Genomic DNA, 18,190 nt, shown 5'->3' on the forward strand with positions numbered 1-18,190 from the left:
CACGGCGGTGGTGTCGTCCACGACGTCCGGCACGGCGGCGGATGCGCTCACGGCGACCGGCACGGCGGCGGATTCGTTCCCGATGGCCGGGACGGTGGTGTCGTTCACGAGGCCGCTCCTTCGGGAGCCCCGGCCTCGGCGCGTGCGGCGCCGGGAGTCCCGGTCCCCTCGATCGGTCCCCACGAGAAGGTCGTCCCGCCCCTGCGCGCGCGGAGGGAGCCGAGGGCGTAGCCCCCGGCCGCGACGGCCACGCCGGTCACGATCGCGCCGGCCCGGCCCGCACCGCCGGAGCGGCCGTACAGCGCGTCCCGCAGTCCGCGCAGGACGCCCGACGGCAACACCCTGGTCGTGTAACGGCGTTCCGACTCCAGCCCCTTCTGCGAGCCGACGCTCCGCGCGACGAGAGCCTTGGAGAGCCCCTCGGCGTAGACCCGGGTACGGAAGTAGGCGAAGCGTTCACGGACGGCCGGCACCTTGTGGTGGATGACGGCCCGGTCGTCGATGAGGAGGATCGCCCCGGGCAGCGCCTTGGCGAGCCGGATGCACAGCTCGGTCTCCTCGCCCCCGAGGGGCCTGCGGTCGCCGTCCCGGCCGATGCCGGTGGCGAAGCCGCCCGACGCGTCGAAGGCGGTACGGCGGAAGGAGGCGTTGCCGCCGAGCACGTTGCGCACGGGGACCCGGCCCGGGGGCAGGCCCCGGTACGTACAGCCGACGACCCAGTCGAACTCCTCCGGGAACCAGGTCGGGCGGTGGCCGGACGCCCAGGCGGGCAGGGTCCGGCCGCCGACGGCCATGACGCGCGGGTCGTCGTAGGCGGCGGCGAAGTGGTGGAGCCAGTCCCGCTCGGCGACCGCGTCGTCGTCGAGGAAGGCGACGAACTCGCCCCTGGCGGCGCCGATTCCGGTGTTGCGGCCCGCGGAGAGGCCGCGGGGGCCCGCGTTGGCGAGCACCCGCACTTCCTCGTGGAGCCGCTGGTCCGCGTACTCCTCGGTGAGCCGGGAGAGGAGCCGCTCGTTGTGGTCGACCACGAGCAGCGTCTCCAGCGGCGGCAGCGACTGCTTCCGTACGGAGTCGACGGCGGCGAGGATGTCCTCCCACCGCTCCTCCGTGTAGACGCAGATCACCACCGAGAAGCCGTGCGGGGACGTGCGGTCGCTCAAGACACCTCTCCACGCGGGATGTTGACCGAGAAGGGGGCGGGCCTGCGGCGGGCCGCCTTGGCGAGGGACTTCTCCCTGAGGATGACCTTCAGGACGCGGATCCCGTCGCGCACGGCGTTGAGGTTGCTGACGCCGTGAATGCGGTTGTATTCGTGACTCGGCACCTCCTGCACCTTGAGACCGGCCTTGACGACCCGGATGTTGATCAGGGTCTCGATCTCGAATCCGGTGCAGTCGAGGGTGATCTTGTCGAGGCAGTGGCGCCAGAAGGCGTTGTAGCCGTAGCAGAGGTCGGTGTACCGGGCGCCGAACTTGCGGTTGACGAGGCTGCAGAGGGCCCAGTTGCCGAGTCTGCGAATGGTCGTCATGTCGTCCGTGCCGCCGCCGTTGGCGAAACGGGAACCCTTGGCGAAGTCGGCGCCGCCGACGAGGGCGGAGACATAGGACACGATCTCCTGGCCGTCGGCCGAGCCGTCCGCGTCGACCATGACGATGATGTCGCCGGTGCAGGCGGCGAAACCGCTGATCAGCGCGTCGCCCTTGCCCTTGCCGACCTGCTTGACGACTTTGACGTCCGGCCAGAGTTCACGGGCGACGTCGACCGTTCTGTCGGTGGAGTTTCCGTCGACGAGGACGACTTCGTGTATCCATTCCGGCAGCGTCTTGAAGACGTACGGAAGATTTTCGGCTTCGTTCATCGCCGGAATGACCACACTCACCGGCGGCGTGATCGCCAGATGTGAGGTGATGGCCCGGTACTCGGCGGCTATTCGACGCGGCTCGGTCAATTCGTGGCCCGTGATGGATGGGCGCAGGAACGAGCTCATGGCTCTGGTCTCCCTCTCGTCCGGTGGGCCGCCCACCCCTTGGGCGGTCCGATGGTGTGTCCGGTTCGAAAGGGGGGTTCTCACCTCGCCCGCACAGAAACGATCTCTGTACGAGATCGGTGAGTTGGCATGTCTGGCCGCGCGGTACCCGCGACTCGGCGCACGTTCGAACACCGAGCACGGCACCCCCCTACCGCGCCCCACTCCGGATCCGTCGCGACGCTAGAGCCCTCCCCTGAGCCGCTGTGCTTGATGGACCGGTGCGGGTGAGATGTACGACGGTATTGATGAATGGGACTGTATGGCAAGTCCCGGATCTGCGGCCTGCTTTTCCGCAGTTTGGCGAAGCTTCGCCGGTCAGAAGCGTCGCCGTCCCGGTCGGATTCGATCAATGCGTGGGGAAGGAGGGAATCCTGAGACAGGATCACACTTTTGTGCATTGCTGTGCGAACGTGTCGCGGTCACGTTCGATCACGTCGTTCGCTCGGTGGGACCGGAGGCTCCGGTTCCGCCCTGGCCGAATCCCGTTGGTCGTTGACGGAGGATCGGATGATGTTCACTCCCAGTTTTGACATGAACACTTCCGGTGTGGCGGATCCGATGCTACTACCTGGTAGCGCAGAGATCCTGCTACAGGGAGGTTCCATGAGACTGTCCCGATTCACCGCCCTTTCGTCCTCTCTCCTCCTCGGCGCCGTACTCGCCCTGACCGGCGCGGGAGCGGCCCAGGCGGCCGAGACCGCCGCACTCGACTACGTGGCGCTCGGGGACTCGTACTCCTCCGGCGTGGGCGCCGGGAGCTATGACGGCGCGAGCGGCGACTGCAAGCGCTCCACGAAGGCCTATCCGGTGCTGTGGAAGAACGCGAACGCCCCGTCCTCCTTCGCGTTCACGGCCTGCTCGGGCGCCCGAACGGGTGATGTGACCGCCAATCAGCTCGGACCCCTCTCCACCGCCACGGACCTGGTCTCCGTCACGATCGGGGGAAATGACGCCGGTTTCGCCGACGTCATGACGACCTGTGTGCTGCAGTCCGAAGCCACCTGCATCAACCGCGTGAATCAGGCCAAGAGCTACGTGGACTCCACCCTCCCCGGCAAGCTCGACTCCGTCTACACGGCCATCAGGAACAAGGCCCCCGCCGCCCGCGTCGTCGTCCTCGGTTACCCGCGCTTCTACCAGATCGGCGGCAACTGCATCGCCGGCCTGAGCGAGAACGAGCGCCGGGCCATCAACGGAGCCTCCGACCACCTCAACGCCGCTGTCGCCAAGCGGGCCGCCGACCACGGCTACACGTTCTCCAGCGTCGTCTCCGCCTTCACCGGGCACGAGATCTGCTCCGGCTCCGCCTGGCTGCACAGCGTCAACTGGCTCAACATCGGGGAGTCCTACCACCCGACCGCGGCCGGCCAGTCCGGCGGCTACCTGCCCAGCTTCAGGAACGCGGTGTAACCCGGCCGCCCACCGCGCCGTCCGTGGCGCCGGGACCGGTCGGAGCGGTGCTCGTGACACCGCCGGGACCGGGCCCGGTGCCTCCTTCGTCGTCCCGTACGGCGTGATACGTCAGCGCTCCCGCGATCAGCAGGGCGCCGACCGCCCCGGCGAGGAGGACGTGACGCCGCCGGGTCGCCACCGTGCGCCGGGGCGGGTGCGCCCCGGAGGGCGATGCCGTGTGGTGCGGCGGGTGCGCCCCGCGCGGCGGTGCGGCGGAACTCCCCGTCCGGGTCCGTCCGTCGTCGCCCTCCACGTCCCTTCCCTCCCCGCCTCCGCCGCCCGGCTCACCCTCCGCCGGGACGGAGGGGCCCGCCGGGGGGAGTCGCCTCGAGCCCGCGGCCGACCGCCGCAGCTCGTCCTCGGCCCCCGCCACCGTCAGGGGGTGGGCGGGGTCCGGGTGGTGAAGACCCTCGATCAGGGTGAGGAGCGCCCCGGTCGGATCGTCCGCCGACGGCAGCGCCGAAGCCGCCGCGTCAAGGAGCGCCCCCAGGGACCTCAGCTCCGCCTCCTGCCCCGGGTCGTCCCCGGGCGCCGCACCGAAGCCGGTCACCAGGACGCGCCCGTCGTTCGCGAGCAGGACGTGTCTCGGCTCCACGCCCCGGTGGGGGGCGCCCGCCTCCCGTGCCGCCCGCAGCGCGGAGAGGACCTCGGCGCCGACGCGCGCGGCCTCGCGCGGGGGCAGCGGACCGGCGGCCTCCAGCGTCTCGGCGAGGGTGAGGCCGCGGACGAGTTCCGTCACGACCCAGGGCCGGCCGTCCTCGGTGGCCACTCCGAGGACCCGTACGACAGCGGGATGGGAGATCCGGGCGGCCGCCCGCGCCTCGCGCTCGCGTCGCGCGTGCAGGAGGGGCACCTCGTCGGCCGGGAGCCCGGCCGGGACCCGGGGCTCCTTGAGGGCCACCTCGTGCCGGTCCGTCTCGTCCAGGGCACGCCAGACGGTGCCCGTCGCCCTCTCCGCGAGGACGTCCAGAAGCCGGTAACGACCCGCGATCACCGTCATGGATCCACGGTAACCGAGGGGTGTCGTCCCGGCCCCGTTCCGTCACCGGAACCGGTGTGACGATCTTGGTGGTGGAGATCACACCGGTCCGTATGCCGATGGGGGGCGGTCCGGAGTGCAGGATGGTTCGTGACGGTTCGGCAGGTGTTCGAGTGCTGTCCAACTCGCCCTGGAATCGGATGTATTCGCACAGTGACCGTCAACCCTCGTACGAGTGCCGTGATGACAGTCGGCGGGATACACGGGTGTGAGAGTGGGGCGATAGGGTTAACCTGCCCTGGGTCGGGTGCCCTTGTACGGGTGGGGAGTGACATGGAACAGATAGCAATGCGCAGCAGGCCGCGAGTGCCTGCCATCACCTGCGGGAGCAGCGCGACGAGTTCGCGCCTCGACCGTCATCTCGCGGTGCTCGGCGGACCAGCCGTGCCCCAGCGTGAGGTGGCCGAGGCGACGCTGCTGATGCGGGAGCTGACGACGCGTACGCACGAGGCGCCGGTGCACGGTCACCGCAGCCGCAGTGCGCGGGTCTCGCTCTTCGCCCCGCTCCGCCGACTGCGCCGCTCCCTCTTCGGGACGCGCCGCTAGGAGTCGGGTGCCGGGCCGCGCACCCCGAGGTCCCGCCCGCTGCCGCCCGGTCACCCGTACGACTCCGACTGCCTCACCGCCGGACGTGTCCCCACCCGTCCGGCGCTCAGTCGTACCCGGAGGTGGGTACGCCCGGCCCGAGGGCCGACCCGGCGGCCCGGACGACTGGGCCGGCAGGCACGCCGTGCCGTACGGCCGGCACGGCGGGCCCCGTAGCCGTGCTTGCCGGTCTGGCTGCCACGAGGTCAGGCGATCACCCCCGCGCTCCTCAGCTCCCTCACCTCCGCGTCCGGCACCCCGAGGCCCGTGAGTACCTCGTCCGTGTCCTGCCCGAGGGCCGGGATCCGGCCCATCCTCGGCTCCGGCGCGTCCGGGAAGACGATCGGCGGCAGCAGCGCGCGCAGCGGCCCGGCCGGTGACTCCACCTCCCGCCACCGGTCACGGGCCGTCAGCTGGGGGTGCTCCGCGAGCTCCGCGACCGAGTTGAGCCGGGCGCAGGCGATGCTCGCCGCGTCGAGCCGGGCCAGTGCCTCGGGCGCGGTCAGCGGGGCCAGCGCCTCCGCCACCACCGCGTCCGTCGCCGCGCGCCCGGCCACCCGCGCCGTGTTCGTCGCGAACGCCGGGGCGTCGGCGAGTTCCGGGCGGCCGATGACCTGCTCGGCGAGCCGCCGCCACTCCCTGTCGTTCTGCACGGAGAGCAGGACCAGGCCCCCGTCCGCCGTCGGATAGGCGTCGTACGGCGCGATCACCGCGTGCGCGAGCCCCGTTCGCGCCGGGGGCGTGCCCCCGTGCATCCCGTGGTGCAGCGGATGCCCCATCCACTCGGCCAGCGAGTCGAGGAGCGAGACCTCCACCGGACCGCCCCGGCCGGTCGTCCCGCGCCGTACGAGCGCGGCCAGGACACCGGCGAAGACGTACGTCCCGGCCGCGATGTCGGCCGCGGGGATCCCCGACTTCACCGGCTGCTCCGGGGTGCCGGTCACCGACACCAGGCCCGCCTCGCACTGGACGAGCATGTCGTACGCCCGCTTGTGCGCGTACGGGCCCTCCGCGCCGTACCCCGAGACGTCCACCGCGATCAGCCGCGGGTGCGCGGCGCACAGGGTGGCGGCGTCGAGGCCGAGCCTGGCCGCCGCTCCCTGGGCCAGGTTCTGTACGAAGACGTCCGCTCCGGCCACCATCCGCCGGACGAGGCCGAGCCCGCGCGGGTCCTTGAGGTCGACCGCCACGGACTCCTTGCCGCGGTTGCACCACACGAAGTGGGAGGCGAGGCCCCGCGCGGCCGTGTCGTACCCCCGGGCGAAGTCCCCGCCGTCGGGGCGCTCGATCTTGACGACGCGGGCGCCGAGGTCGGCGAGCTGCCGGGTGGCGAAGGGGGCGGCGACGGCCTGCTCGACGGCGACGACCGTGATTCCTTCGAGGGGGAGTGGCTGAGTGCTCATGGAAGCCCTGCCTACCCTGGGGGGCGATCCTTGTCACCGGGACGTGCGTCACGGGCCCGGGGGCTGCCCCGGTCCGAAGCAGAAGCCGGAGGAGGAGCAGGACCGGGAGCCGGCGGTGCCTGGTGCCCACGTCGAAGGGCAGGCGGCCACCGGCGCGTACACGCACCTCGCCCCTCCGTCGGCCGTGTCCTCCGCGCCCGTCGACCCGGACGAGATCTCCATCCCCGGCGTCGCCCGGCGACCCGGCTCCTTCGAACCGCCGGTCACAGGAGCATGAACTGCCCCTCCGGGCCCTCCTCCCGGTGGTCCAGGACGGAGGCGGGGCGACGGGTCCCGGGTGGCGGGGGGAGGACCCCCGCGGCCCTCAGCTCCTCCCGTCCGGCCGACTCCGCGGCGAAAGCGGCCCGCTCCGGCTCGCGGGCCCCGAGCAGCGCGAGCAGCGTGATCAGGTCGAGCAGTTCCGAGGTCCACTCCTGCGGCCAGGCCGCCGGCCCGATCGCCTCCAGGGAACCCGGCTCCGCAGGAACGCTCCGGTGCGCGAACCACTGTTCGAGGACCCGGGCCCCACCGACACGGAACTCCCAGGCCTCCTCCGGTACGGGCGAGATCCTGCCCTCGTCCAGGCACAGGGCCTCGTCCCCGCCGTCGTACGTCATCGTCGCCGGCCGCGCCGGGACCGCCGCCCGCACATAGGGGCGGCGCCCGCCCGGCAGCCGCGGCTTCGTCCCGCTCAGGGCGCCCCGCGCCTGGACGTCCAGGAGGGCCCGGCCGAGCGTCACGCCCGCCGCCCAGACCTCCGGGTCGGCGGGCAGGGGGACCCGGCATCCGGCGGGGGACGGCCGGGCCGCCGCCACCGTCCACGCGAGCCACTCCAGGGCGTCGACCCCGTGCCCGTACCGCTCCCCGAGGAAGGCGAGCAGGCCGGGCGCCACATTGGGCTCCCGGCCCCCGGGGCGCCGGAACAGCGGGCGGATACGGCCCGGCCGGCCGGCGGGGGAGCGGCCCCCGGGCAGCGCGGCCGTCACCAGGACGGCGGGCCCCGCCGCGCCCCGCACGTACCCCTGCTCGACGGCGAAGAGTTGCGGCTTCCCCGCGACCCGCCACAACTCGGGCCTGGCGGCGTCGATCAGCCGGTGGTCGGGCAGCAGCCACTGCTCGTCGAACGGACCGCACGCGACCCGCACGGGCTCCGGGCACGGCCCCGACTCGCGGGCCCAGCGCACGGTCGAGGTCCGCTGCCCCGGCAGCGCGGCCACCGCGCTCGCGGGCGTCCGCGCCCGACTCGGCCGGAACAGGGCCTCCCGCTCCGCCCCCTCGGCGGCCACCAGCCGGTCCCAGCGGGCCCGCAACGTCCGCGCGTCCGGCGCCACGACCCACGAGCGGCCGAACCGCAGCGGCGCGACGGACCACGGCATGAGGTCGTCGAGGAGGGGCAGGCCGTCGCCGTCCGGGACGGCGCCGATCGCGCCGTCACCGTTCGGGACGCCGTGGTTCGCGTCGTGCGCTCCGGGGGCTTGCGTCACGCCCGCATGTTAACGAGCGCCGTGAGGCTCCGGCCGCCCATCGGGCTACTGCGCCTCCACCGTCACCGTGAAGGAGAAGCGGTCGCCGCGGTAGCGGATGCGCGCCACGTCGACGACCCGGCCCGACTCGTCGTAGGTCACGCCGGTGTAGTGGAGGATCGGCGAGAGCAGCGGGACCTGGAGCAGCGCCGCCGTCTCCGGATCGGCGAGACGGGCCTCGACCGTGTCCGTGATGCGGCTGATCCGCACCCCGACGACGTCCCGCAGCACCTTCGTCATCGGCCAGCGCTCGAGATCGGCCGGGTCGATCGCGGCGCCGAGCTCGGGGCGCACCGCGTTCTCCGCCCAGTTCGTCGGCTCATCGCTCTCGCCGTCGCGGCGCAACCTCCGGTACGCCACCACCTCCGTCAGATCCGGGAAGTGCTCCGCCAGCTCGCCCGGCACCGGTTCGGTGCCGTGGCCGAGGACCGTCGTCCGCTCGCCCGACTGCTGGGCCACGATCGCGTCGATCGAGCCGAGCAGCCGGCGCGGGGTGGAGCGCCGGGCGCCGGGCTCGATGAAGGTGCCGCGCCGCCGGTGCCGGCTGATCAGGCCCTCCTGCTCCAGTTCCTTGAGGGCCTGGCGCATCGTGAGCACGCTCACGCCGTAGTGGGCCGCGAGCTGCTCCTCGGTGGGCAGCCGCAGCGAGGCGTCGGGCGTGCGGCCCAGTATCGAGGCGCGCAGCGACTGCGAGACCTGATACCAGAGCGGCAGCTTGCGGTTCAGGACCAGCGAGTCGGGAGCGAAGGCGGTCACGGGGTTCTCCGTACGAAGGCTACGGGCTTACGGCCGAGACACTACGGCCGGAAGTGGCGCTCAAGACCCTGCCATACGTCGTCGTACCCCCTCTGCAGATGGTCGGCCTCCGCGGCCTGCGGGGTCGCCGTCACCGGCCAGCGGGTCTCGAACATGAAGGCCAGGCCGTCGTCGACCCGCTGCGGCTTCAGCTCGGCCGCGCTGGCCTTGTCGAAGGTCTCCCGGTCGGGGCCGTGCGCGGACATCATGTTGTGCAGCGAGCCGCCGCCCGGCACGAAGCCGCCCTTCCCGGCCGTCTTGGCGTCGTACGCCCCCTCGATCAGGCCCATGTACTCGCTCATCACGTTGCGGTGGAAGTACGGCGGGCGGAAGGTGTCCTCGCCGACCAGCCAGCGCGGGGCGAAGACCACGAAGTCCACGCTCGCGAGCCCCGGGGTGTCGGAGGGCGAGGTGAGGACGGTGAAGATCGACGGGTCGGGGTGGTCGTAGGAGATCGTCCCGATGACGTTGAAACGGTGCAGGTCGTAGACATACGGGGTGTGGTTGCCGTGCCAGGCGACGACATCGAGCGGCGAGTGGCCGTACGTCGCCGACCACAGGTTGCCGCAGTACTTGTTGACCACCTCGACCGGACCCTCGACGTCCTCGTAGGCGGCGACCGGAGCCCGGAAGTCCCGGGCGTTGGCCAGACCGTTGGCGCCGATCGGGCCGAGGTCCGGGAGCTGGAACGGCGCACCGTAGTTCTCGCAGACGTACCCGCGGGCGGTCTCTTCCAGGAGCTCCACGCGGAAGCGGACCCCGCGCGGGACCAGCGCGACCTCGCCGGGGTGGACGGCGAGCAGGCCCAGCTCGGTACGGAGGAGGAGGCCGCCGCGCTCCGGGACGATCAGCAGCTCCCCGTCCGCGTCGCCGAAGACCCGCTCCATGGAGGCGTTGGCGTGGTACAGGTGCACGGCCATCCCGGCGCGCTGGGTCGCGTCGCCGTTGCCGCCGAGGGTCCACAGGCCGGCCAGCCAGTCGGTGCCGGGCGCGGGCTCGGGCAGCGGGTCCCAGCGCAACCGGTTGGGGTCGGGCACGGTCTCGGTGAAGGGGGCTCCGCGCAGCGCGCCGTTGTCGATCCGGGTGAACGGCGGGTGAGCGGCCGAGGGGCGGATGCGGTAGAGCCACGAGCGGCGGTTGTGGGCCCGCGGCTCGGTGAAGGCGCTGCCGCTCAGCTGCTCGGCGTAGAGGCCGAGGGGGGCGCGCTGCGGCGAGTTGCGGCCGTGCGGCAGCGCGCCGGGGATCGCCTCCGAGCTGTGCTCGTTGCCGAAACCGGTGCTGTAGCCGAGCGCCTCGGCCGTCTTCCTGGCCTGCTCCGTGGTCATCGCCCGCTCCTGTCCTGAGCCCGCAAGGGAATCCTATGGATGACCGTAGGATTCCGCGGGGCTCCCGTCAACGGCATCGGGCATCGGGGCGCCCCTGGGGACACCCCCTGCCGGCAATCCCGGCGCGAGGGGGTCAAAAAAGATGAACAATCCTCTACTCTCACGCGCATGTCCTGGACCCGAAGGTTCGTCCTCGCGCTCTCGGTCGTGCTCGCGGCGCTCGCCGCGGCCCTGTTCACCGCCCCCGGGGCCCAGGCCCACGAGGAGCGGCCCGTCACCTTCCCCGACGGCTCCGGCAGCGTGCCGAAGCTCCGCACCGGAGAACCCGACCTCGTCGTCTGCAAGACCGACCGAGCCGAGTTCGAGCGCCGGATCTCCCGTTTCCCGGCCCCGCTCAAGGCCCGCAACCTCGCCCTGTTCGAGCGCTGCGTCCAGGACGGCCACCGCCACCTCCAACAGGCCGTCGACGCCGTCGACCGCCCCGGCCTCACCATCGCGGTCCTCCCCGGGCTCTACGAGGAGGAGCCCTCACTGCCCCCGCCCACCGGGGCCTGCGCCACCCTCCAGGCCCCCACGTCCGCGCTGGGCTACCAGATCCTCAGCTACGCGCAGCAGCGGCAGTGCCCGCACAACCAGAACCTCGTCGCCATCCTCGGCAAGAAGAACCTCCAGATCGAAGGCACCGGAGCCTCCCGCCTCGACGTCGTCATCGACGCCAAGTACCAGAAGCTCAACGCCCTGCGCGCCGACGGCTCCGACGGCGTCTACTTCCGGAACTTCACCGCCCAGCGCACCACGTTCAACTCGCTGTACGTCCTCGCCGCCGACGGCTTCGTCATCGACGACGTCCTCACCCGCTGGAACGACGAGTACGGCTTCCTCACCTTCGCCTCCGACCACGGCCTCTACAAGAACTGCGAGTCCTACGGCAACGGCGACTCCGGCATCTACCCCGGCTCGGCCTCCGACATCAACGAGGGCCGCGGCTACGACGTCCCCCGCTACTCCATCGAGATCACCGGCTGCCGCAGCCACCACAACATGGTCGGCTACTCCGGAACCGCCGGCGACTCCGTCTGGGTCCACGACAACGAGTTCGACCACAACATGGGCGGCGCCTCCATGGACTCCGCCTTCCCCGGCCACCCCGGACTGCCCCAGAACCACGCCAGGTTCGAACGGAACCTGATCCACGACAACAACCAGAACTACTACCCGTACGTCGCCGACGGCACCTGCGCCCGACCGCCCGTCGAGCGCGGCTACGAACAGGGCGTCGTCTGCCCCCAGATCTCCATGCCCCCCGGCACCGGCGTCATCACCGCCGGCGGCAACTGGAACCTCTACGAGAACAACTGGGTCTACGGCCACCAGCGCGCCGCCTTCTACCTGAACGCCGTCCCCGCCTTCATCCGCGGCGAGTCCGCCTGGGGCAAGCAGACCGACACCTCCCACCACAACCGCTACGCCGGCAACCACCTCGGCGTCGACCGGGCCGGCACCCCCCGACCCAACCGCAGCGACGTGTGGTGGGACGGCCAGGGCAGCGGCAACTGCTGGCAGACCGACACCGGCGCCGCCTCACCCGGCGCCCTGCCCGGCTGCGGGGCCCGCCGCGGCGAGGTCTCCGGGAACACCGGCCGGCTCATCGGCGAACCCGTCAAACTCGCCCAGCTCCTCGTCTGCGCCGACTACGACGTCCAGGCGCGCCGCCTTGCCGCCGGCTGCGACTGGTACGGCTCCCGCGGCATCCACCGCGTCGAGACCCAACTCGCCCTCGGCGCCGCCCTCGTCCTCGCCCTGGTCGGCCTCGCCCTCTGGTGGCGCCGGCTGCGCACCGACCGACTCGCGGGCGCGGCCACCCTCATCGGCCTCGCGGGCCTGGCCCTCGACGTCGCCGGCTCGACCCTCGCCCTCACCCCGACCGCCGTCCCGGCCCTCGCGCTCCTGCTCACCGGCGTCTGGTGGACCCTCCTCGGTTTCGCCCTGCGCCCCGACCGCCCCGTCTTCGCCTGGACCACCGTGGCCCTCGGCGCCCTCACCCTCCTCGACGCCTTCGACAAGGCGATCCTGATGGTCCCCGGCATCCCCCTCAGCCCCGCCTGGCTACGCCTCCTGCTGGGCATCGTCTGGGTCCTGTGGGCGGTGGTGGCGACGGGCAGCCGCGGAGGAGGGACCGAGGGCGTGGGCGCCGCGCCTGGTGCCGGTGCTGATGCCGCGCCCGGGACCGGGGTCGGGGTCGGTGCTGATCCCGCGCCCGGGACCGGGGTCGGGGTCGGGTCCGGTGCTCTTGCCGCGCCCGGGATCGGGGTCGGGTCCGGTGCTCTTGCCGCGCCCGTGGCCGGTGTCGGTGCTGATGGGGATGCCGCGGGCAGGGCCGGTGTCGGGGCTGGCGGGCATGCCGCGCCCGTGGCCGGTGCCGGGGCCGGCGGGGATGCCTCGGCCAGGGCCGGTGTGGGGGTTGGGGGTGATGCCGGTGCTGAGAGGGATGCCGGTGCCGGGCCCGATGGCGACGCCGGTGCCCCGCCCGGGGCAGGCGCCGCGCCCGGCACCGGTTCCGGGCGCGCCGAGGGCCAGTCGCCTGAGGAGGGGACGGCGTGACGCGGCCGCACGCGGCCACGGGAGGGGACGGCGTGACCCGGCCGCACGCGACCACGCCCAGCCCCTCCCCGGCGCCCCGGGCTGCCCGGACCACCACGGCGCTCCTGGTGCTGCCGGCCGCCCTCGCCGCCGTCCTGGCCCTCGCGGGTTGCGGCGGGCGGGCCACCACCCACCACAAGCCCGGCACCAGTCACCAGGAGGCCACCGGGAGCAGTGGCACCCTGCTGCCGGCCCGGGACGAGGGCGGGCGCCGGCTCAGGGAACTCCCGACGGCGGACGCGCCCACCGTCCGGGCCGAGGTACGCCCCGACAGCGAGGGCGGCTGGAACGTCCACCTCACGGTGGAGAGGTTCCGTTTCACCCCCGAGAGCACCGGCGGCGCGGCCCTCCCGGGCCGTGGCCACGCCCGTCTCCTGGTCGACGGCCGGGAGACTGCCCGCCTGTACGGCCCGTGGGCGTATGTACCGGCGGGTGCCCGCACCCTGACCGTGCGGCTCCACGCGGACGACCACACGGTTTGGGCCGTCGCCGGCGCGCCCGTCCAGACCACCGTCCGCCTAAACGGCCGCCCCTCGTCCACCTCGACCCCCGCCCCGTCGGCACCCACCCCGTCGACGTCAGCGCCGTCCGCCGGTGCCCGCCCGACCGGCCTGCGCCCGCCTGACACCGGCCGGACCGTCACCCTCACCGTCACCGGAACGACCGTCTCACCACCCCCCTCCCGCATCGAGGTGAAGAAGGGCGAGCGACTGACCCTCCGTGTCACCAGCGACCGCGCCGACACCCTCCACGTGCACGGCTACGACCGCGAACTGCCCCTCTCCCCGGGGACGCCCGCCACTCTCACCCTCACCACGGACCGCACCGGTCTCTTCGAGGTGGAGACCCACGAGTCCGGACTCCTCCTGACCCAACTCGTCGTCCGGTGACCCGTATCCAGGCCCTCGCCGCCCACCCTCATCTCCACGCCCCCGTGCCGAGCTCTCCGCTCGCCCACGGCGTGGGCTCACGGCACGACCTCCCCCTCTCCCCCTTCTACGCCTACGCGGGCGCCTTCGCCGCGCTCCTCGTCTCCTTCCTCGCCCTGGGGCTGCTCTGGTCGTCCTCCCGATTCCGCGGCGACCTGGCCGGACGCCCGCTGCCCGCCGGCCTCCAGCGGATGGCCGACGCCCCCGCCACCCGGACCGCGCTCCGAATCCTCGGTGCCGTCGCCGCCCTGGTCTTCCTCCTGCACCTCCTCCTCGGCCCCGACGACCCCGACCGCAACCCCGCGGCCGGAGCCCTCTACGTCCTGCTCTGGGTCGGACTCGTCCCCGCCTCCCTCCTCCTCGGCCCCGTCTGGCGCCTCCTCAACCCCCTGCGCGCCCTGCTCACCCTCCGCCCGCCGCGGAGCCCCCGCCCCCTGCCCTCCGCACTCGGCATCCGTCCGGCCGCCGCCGGGCTCCTCCTCTTCACCGGGCTCGAACTCGTCGTCCCCGACAACAGCTCCTCCGCCACCCTCCTCATCGCCCTGACCGTCCACGCCGGCGTCCAGCTCCTCGGCGCCGCCCGCTACGGCGACCGGTGGTTCGCCCACGCCGACCCCTTCGAGGTGTACTCCTCCCTGCTCGCCCGGCTCTCACCGCTCGGCCGCCGCACCGACGGCCGGCTGGTCCTGCGCTCCCCCTTCCACGGCCTGGACGCGACCCCCCAGATCCCCGGTCTCGTCGCCACCGTCTGCGTCCTCCTCGGCTCCACCGCCTACGACGGTCTCTCCGACAATCCCCGCTGGATCACCACCCTCCAGACCTCCTCCCTCGGCCCCACCCCCACCGCCACGCTCGGCCTCCTCGCCACCGTCGCCCTCGCCGCGGCCTGTTACGGGCTCTGCGCCGGCGTCCTGCGCCTGATGAATCCGACCGTCACCACTCCGCTCACCTCCTTCGCCCACTCCCTCCTGCCCGTCGCCCTCGGTTACCTCGTGGCCCACTACTTCTCGCTCTTCGTCACCGAAGGGCCACGTACAGTCATCATGGCAGGGGGTACTGACAACGCCCCCGCACCCGCCCCGTTCCTGGGTCCCGGGGGCCTGGCGACGCTCCAGGTCGCCGCGATCGTCACCGGCCACGTCCTCGGTGTCGTCGCCGCCCACGACCGGTCCGTGCGCCTCTTCCCGCCCGACCGAGCCGTCGCCGGCCAACTCCCGCTGTTCGCGCTGATGATCACGTACACGCTCGGCGGCATCGGTCTGCTGATCGCCTGACCTGACCCGGAGTCGGGCTGCCGGACCCGTACCCCCGGATCTCCCGGCTCCCTTTCGTCGCCCGGCCCCGACCGGAGCGGCATCATGGTCCCCGTGCCCCAGACCCGCCCCCAGGCCCCTCCCGTCCTCCGCCGCGCGCCGGTCCAGCAGCGCAGCGCCGAGCGGCTCGCCCGGATCCTCGACGCCTGCGCCGCGCTCCTCGACGAGACCGGATACGAGCGGCTGAGCACCCGCGCCGTGGCCGGCCGCGCCGGAGTCCCCATCGGCTCCGTCTACCGGTTCTTCGGCAACAAACGGGCGATGGTCGCCGCCCTCGCGCACCGCAACCTCGACGAGTACGCCCGGCGGGTCTCCGACCGTCTCGCCGAGGCGGCGGTGCTCGACGCGTACGGAGCCATCGACGGCGTCCTGGACGAGTTCATCGCGATGAAGCGGACCGTCCCGGGGTTCGCCCTCGTCGACTTCGGGGTGCCCGCGGCCGCGCCAGGGGAGAGCGAAGCGGCGGGGGAGCCCGGCGCGGGCGAACCCGCGGACGAAGGGGCGAGCGGAGGTGAGGGTGCCGGCGTGGGCCGGGGCGCCGCCGAGGACCCCAACCGACTGGTCGCCGAACGGCTCTGCGCGCTCCTCGCCACCCATCTGGACCGCCCCGCCGACGACGGCCTGCGACGGAAGGTCCTGGTCGGCGTCGAGACCGCCGACGCCCTCGTCCGGCTCGCGTTCCGCGCCGACCCCGCCGGGGATCCCGCACTGATCGACGAGACCCGCCAGCTGCTCCACGCGTATCTGGCGCCCTCGCTCTCGTAACCTCCCGCAGACCCCTCCCGCACGTGCCAACCGGTCGGTATGCTCGGCCACCCGACGCCGCTCCAGGGAGACCCCATGCCCACCGCCCCGCGCATCTGCCCCCTCTGCGAAGCGACCTGCGGACTGACCCTGACGATCGAGGGGACCCGCGTCACAGCGGCGCGTGGCGACCGCGACGACATCTTCAGTCAGGGGTTCATCTGCCCCAAGGGCGCCGCGTTCCCCGAGGTCGACGGCGATCCCGACCGGCTCCGCGCCCCCCTGGTCCGCAAGGACGGGCGACTCCAGGAGGCGACCTGGGAGGAGGCGTTCGACACGATCGCCGCGGGAATCCGACCGATCATCGAGGAGTACGGGCCGGACGCCGTGGGTATCGTCCTGGGCAACCCCAATGTGCACACGATCGCCGGCGCCCTCTACCCACCTCTGCTGATCGGCGCGGTGCGCACCCGGAACGTCTTCACGGCGTCCACGCTCGACCAGATGCCCAAGCACGTCTCCAGCGGCCTGCTGTTCGGAGACCCCTTCGCCGTCCCCGTGCCGGACCTGGACCGCACCGATCACCTGCTGATCCTCGGAGCCAACCCGCTGGACTCCAACGGAAGCCTGTGCACCGCCCCCGACTTCCCCGGCAGGCTCAAGGCACTGCGCAGGCGCGGCGGCACCCTCACCGTCGTCGACCCCCGGCGGACCCGCACCGCACGCCTCGCCGACCGGCACGTCGCGATCCGTCCCGGCACCGACGCTCTCCTCCTCGCCGCCCTCGTCCACACCCTCTTCGAGGAGGGTCTCACCGACCTCGGCCCGCTCGCCGCCCATGTGGAGGGGGTCGACGAGGTACGCGCCGCCGTACGGGAGTTCAGCCCCGAAGCGGTCGCCACCGCCTGCGACGTGGACGGGGACGCCATCCGCGCCCTCGCCAGGGAACTCGCCGCCGCGCCCACCGCCGCCGTCTACGGCCGGATGGGCAGCTCCACCGTGGCCTACGGCACCCTCGGCAACTGGCTCGTCGACGTCCTCAACATCCTCACCGGCAACCTCGACCGTCCCGGCGGCGCCCTCTTCCCGCTCTCCGCCACCGCGGCCGCCCCGCGACCGGCCGGACCGGGCAGGGGCTTCGCCCTCGGGCGCCGGCACAGCAGGGTCTCCCACCACCCCGAGGCCAAGGGCGAGTTGCCGATGGTCGCGCTCGCCGAGGAGATCGAGACTCCGGGGGAGGGGCGTATCCGCGCGGTGATCACCATCGCGGCCAACCCCGTCCTCTCCGCGCCCGACGGGGACCGCCTCGACACGGCCCTCGGTTCCCTCGACCTCATGATCGCCGTCGACCCGTACCTCAACGAGACCACCCGCCACGCCGACGTCCTGCTGCCCCCGCCGCCCCCGTCCCGCAGCGCGCACTTCGACTTCGCCTTCAACGGCTTCGCCGTCCGCGACCAGGCCCGCTTCACCCCCGCGGCCATACCCCTCGAAGCGGACCGCATGGACGAGTGCGAGATCCACGCGCGACTGGTCCTCGCGATCTCCGGAATGCACGGCGCCCCGCCCTCCGCCGTCGACCAGCTCGCCATCGACACCACCCTCGCCAAGGCCGTGACGCAGGAACACTCACCGGCGTACGGCGCCGATCCCCGGGAGTTCGCGGCCCGGCTCACCGGGGACACCGGGCCCGAGCGCCGGCTCGACCTGATGCTGCGCCTCGGCCCGTACGGGCTCACCCTCGACGAGCTGAAGGCCCACCCGCACGGCATCGACCTCGGCCCGCTGAAACCCCGCGTCCCGCAGCTCCTCAAGACCCGCAGCGGACGGATCGAACTGTTCCCGGCACCCGTCGCCGCCGACCTGCCCCGGCTGCGCGCCGCACTCGACGCCGTACCCGCCCCGGGCGTCCTCCAGCTCGTCGGGCGCCGTCACCTGCGCTCGAACAACAGCTGGCTCCACAACACCCCCGCTCTCGCCGGCGGGTCGAACCGCTGCACCCTCCAGGTGCACCCCGAGGACGCGGACCGGCTGAGCCTGGCCGACGGCGGACTCGCGCGCGTCAAGGGCGAGGGCGGCGAGCTCGAGGTGCCGGTCGAGGTCACCGACGGGGTACGCCCGGGGGTCGTGAGCCTCCCGCACGGCTGGGGCCACGACCGGCCGGGCACCAGGCTGTCCGTGGCGTCCGCGCGCCCCGGCGTCAACGTCAACCAGCTGCTCGACGGATCGCGGCTCGACCCGCTGTCGGGTACCGCCGTGCTGAACGGCTTCCCCGTCGAGGTGTCGCCCCTGCCGTGACCCTGCCCCAGGGCGCCTGCGTTGACCTGGGGTTTTGCTCGTATTGCTCACGCGTCAACGTCTTGTTAACGGCTGG

The 18,190-nt window shown here is 73.0% G+C and carries 15 protein-coding genes; 8 read left to right on the forward strand and 7 right to left on the reverse strand.

The genetic code is table 11. The features are described from left to right. Nucleotides 1-104: 104 nt before the first annotated feature. On the reverse strand, nt 105-1,160 hold the full coding sequence (locus ACFWV2_RS24875; protein ID WP_384407802.1) for a glycosyltransferase family 2 protein: 1,056 nt from the start codon (nt 1,158-1,160) through the stop codon (nt 105-107). Continuing rightward, nucleotides 1,157-1,987, reverse strand: a complete 831-nt coding sequence (locus ACFWV2_RS24880) for a glycosyltransferase family 2 protein (protein WP_384407804.1) — start codon at nt 1,985-1,987, stop codon at nt 1,157-1,159. Before ACFWV2_RS24880 ends, ACFWV2_RS24875 begins: the two co-directional genes overlap by 4 nt. Nucleotides 1,988-2,632: 645 nt before the next feature. On the opposite strand from ACFWV2_RS24880, the gene ACFWV2_RS24885 reads away from it, so the two are divergent. Beyond that, nucleotides 2,633-3,439 (forward strand): SGNH/GDSL hydrolase family protein, encoded by an 807-nt coding sequence (locus tag ACFWV2_RS24885; RefSeq protein ID WP_384407806.1) that lies wholly within the window; start codon nt 2,633-2,635, stop codon nt 3,437-3,439. On the opposite strand, the gene ACFWV2_RS24890 is transcribed toward ACFWV2_RS24885, so the two are convergent. Next, nucleotides 3,423-4,481 (reverse strand): protein kinase, encoded by a 1,059-nt coding sequence (locus ACFWV2_RS24890; RefSeq protein WP_384407808.1) that lies wholly within the window; start codon nt 4,479-4,481, stop codon nt 3,423-3,425. The two genes, ACFWV2_RS24885 and ACFWV2_RS24890, sit on opposite strands and share 17 nt — an antisense overlap. Nucleotides 4,482-4,793: 312 nt before the next feature. Between ACFWV2_RS24890 and ACFWV2_RS24895 the strand changes: the two genes are divergently transcribed. Continuing rightward, nucleotides 4,794-5,066: a hypothetical protein gene (locus tag ACFWV2_RS24895; protein WP_030551510.1), complete on the forward strand. Its 273-nt coding sequence runs from the start codon at nt 4,794-4,796 to the stop codon at nt 5,064-5,066. A gap of 245 nt (nt 5,067-5,311) precedes the next feature. On the opposite strand, the gene ACFWV2_RS24900 is transcribed toward ACFWV2_RS24895, so the two are convergent. Then, a complete protein-coding gene (locus ACFWV2_RS24900) occupies nt 5,312-6,508 on the reverse strand; it encodes a CaiB/BaiF CoA transferase family protein (protein WP_384407810.1) in 1,197 nt (398 codons plus the stop codon). Between the two features lie 115 nt (nt 6,509-6,623). Between ACFWV2_RS24900 and ACFWV2_RS24905 the strand changes: the two genes are divergently transcribed. Beyond that, nucleotides 6,624-6,785, forward strand: coding sequence for a hypothetical protein (locus tag ACFWV2_RS24905; RefSeq protein WP_384407813.1), 162 nt, complete (start codon nt 6,624-6,626; stop codon nt 6,783-6,785). Here ACFWV2_RS24905 and ACFWV2_RS24910 read toward each other — a convergent pair. From ACFWV2_RS24910 to hmgA, 3 genes are all read right to left on the reverse strand, one after another. Continuing rightward, the gene (locus tag ACFWV2_RS24910; RefSeq protein WP_384407897.1) at nt 6,772-7,923 is read right to left on the reverse strand and encodes a type ISP restriction/modification enzyme; all 1,152 of its coding nucleotides are present in this window, start codon (nt 7,921-7,923) and stop codon (nt 6,772-6,774) included. The two genes, ACFWV2_RS24905 and ACFWV2_RS24910, sit on opposite strands and share 14 nt — an antisense overlap. 153 nt (nt 7,924-8,076) lie before the next feature. After that, nucleotides 8,077-8,826, reverse strand: coding sequence for a GntR family transcriptional regulator (locus tag ACFWV2_RS24915; protein WP_384407815.1), 750 nt, complete (start codon nt 8,824-8,826; stop codon nt 8,077-8,079). A 41-nt stretch (nt 8,827-8,867) separates the two neighbouring features. Further along, nucleotides 8,868-10,190: a homogentisate 1,2-dioxygenase gene (gene hmgA / locus ACFWV2_RS24920; protein ID WP_384407817.1), complete on the reverse strand. Its 1,323-nt coding sequence runs from the start codon at nt 10,188-10,190 to the stop codon at nt 8,868-8,870. Between the two features lie 168 nt (nt 10,191-10,358). Between hmgA and ACFWV2_RS24925 the strand changes: the two genes are divergently transcribed. The 5 genes from ACFWV2_RS24925 to ACFWV2_RS24945 all read left to right on the forward strand — a co-directional run bounded on the left by ACFWV2_RS24925 (nt 10,359) and on the right by ACFWV2_RS24945 (nt 18,114). Further along, complete coding sequence (locus ACFWV2_RS24925) at nt 10,359-12,791, forward strand: right-handed parallel beta-helix repeat-containing protein (protein ID WP_384407819.1); 2,433 nt, start codon at nt 10,359-10,361, stop codon at nt 12,789-12,791. Nucleotides 12,792-12,823: 32 nt separating this feature from the next. Continuing rightward, on the forward strand, nt 12,824-13,720 hold the full coding sequence (locus ACFWV2_RS24930; protein WP_384407899.1) for a hypothetical protein: 897 nt from the start codon (nt 12,824-12,826) through the stop codon (nt 13,718-13,720). A gap of 5 nt (nt 13,721-13,725) precedes the next feature. Continuing rightward, complete coding sequence (locus tag ACFWV2_RS24935; protein WP_384407901.1) at nt 13,726-15,033, forward strand: hypothetical protein; 1,308 nt, start codon at nt 13,726-13,728, stop codon at nt 15,031-15,033. An 84-nt stretch (nt 15,034-15,117) separates the two neighbouring features. After that, nucleotides 15,118-15,837 carry a TetR family transcriptional regulator gene (locus tag ACFWV2_RS24940; RefSeq protein ID WP_384407821.1) on the forward strand — a complete coding sequence of 240 codons (720 nt, stop codon included), beginning with the start codon at nt 15,118-15,120 and terminating at the stop codon, nt 15,835-15,837. Between the two features lie 75 nt (nt 15,838-15,912). Next, a complete protein-coding gene (locus ACFWV2_RS24945) occupies nt 15,913-18,114 on the forward strand; it encodes a molybdopterin oxidoreductase family protein (RefSeq protein ID WP_384407823.1) in 2,202 nt (733 codons plus the stop codon). Nucleotides 18,115-18,190 lie beyond the last annotated feature (76 nt).

The sequence above is a fragment of the Streptomyces sp. NPDC058671 genome (assembly GCF_042716475.1).
Lineage (GTDB): Bacteria > Actinomycetota > Actinomycetes > Streptomycetales > Streptomycetaceae > Streptomyces.

Coding starts and splice junctions, on each gene's coding strand:
- ACFWV2_RS24885 (WP_384407806.1), top strand. CDS start 2,633: ATGAGACTGTCCCGATTCACCGCCCTTTCGTCCTCTCTCCTCCTCGGC.
- ACFWV2_RS24940 (WP_384407821.1), top strand. CDS start 15,118: ATGGTCCCCGTGCCCCAGACCCGCCCCCAGGCCCCTCCCGTCCTCCGC.
- ACFWV2_RS24895 (WP_030551510.1), top strand. CDS start 4,794: ATGGAACAGATAGCAATGCGCAGCAGGCCGCGAGTGCCTGCCATCACC.
- ACFWV2_RS24900 (WP_384407810.1), bottom strand. CDS start 6,508: ATGAGCACTCAGCCACTCCCCCTCGAAGGAATCACGGTCGTCGCCGTC.
- ACFWV2_RS24910 (WP_384407897.1), bottom strand. CDS start 7,923: ATGCCGTGGTCCGTCGCGCCGCTGCGGTTCGGCCGCTCGTGGGTCGTG.
- ACFWV2_RS24925 (WP_384407819.1), top strand. CDS start 10,359: ATGTCCTGGACCCGAAGGTTCGTCCTCGCGCTCTCGGTCGTGCTCGCG.
- ACFWV2_RS24890 (WP_384407808.1), bottom strand. CDS start 4,481: ATGACGGTGATCGCGGGTCGTTACCGGCTTCTGGACGTCCTCGCGGAG.
- ACFWV2_RS24945 (WP_384407823.1), top strand. CDS start 15,913: ATGCCCACCGCCCCGCGCATCTGCCCCCTCTGCGAAGCGACCTGCGGA.
- ACFWV2_RS24880 (WP_384407804.1), bottom strand. CDS start 1,987: ATGAGCTCGTTCCTGCGCCCATCCATCACGGGCCACGAATTGACCGAG.
- hmgA (WP_384407817.1), bottom strand. CDS start 10,190: ATGACCACGGAGCAGGCCAGGAAGACGGCCGAGGCGCTCGGCTACAGC.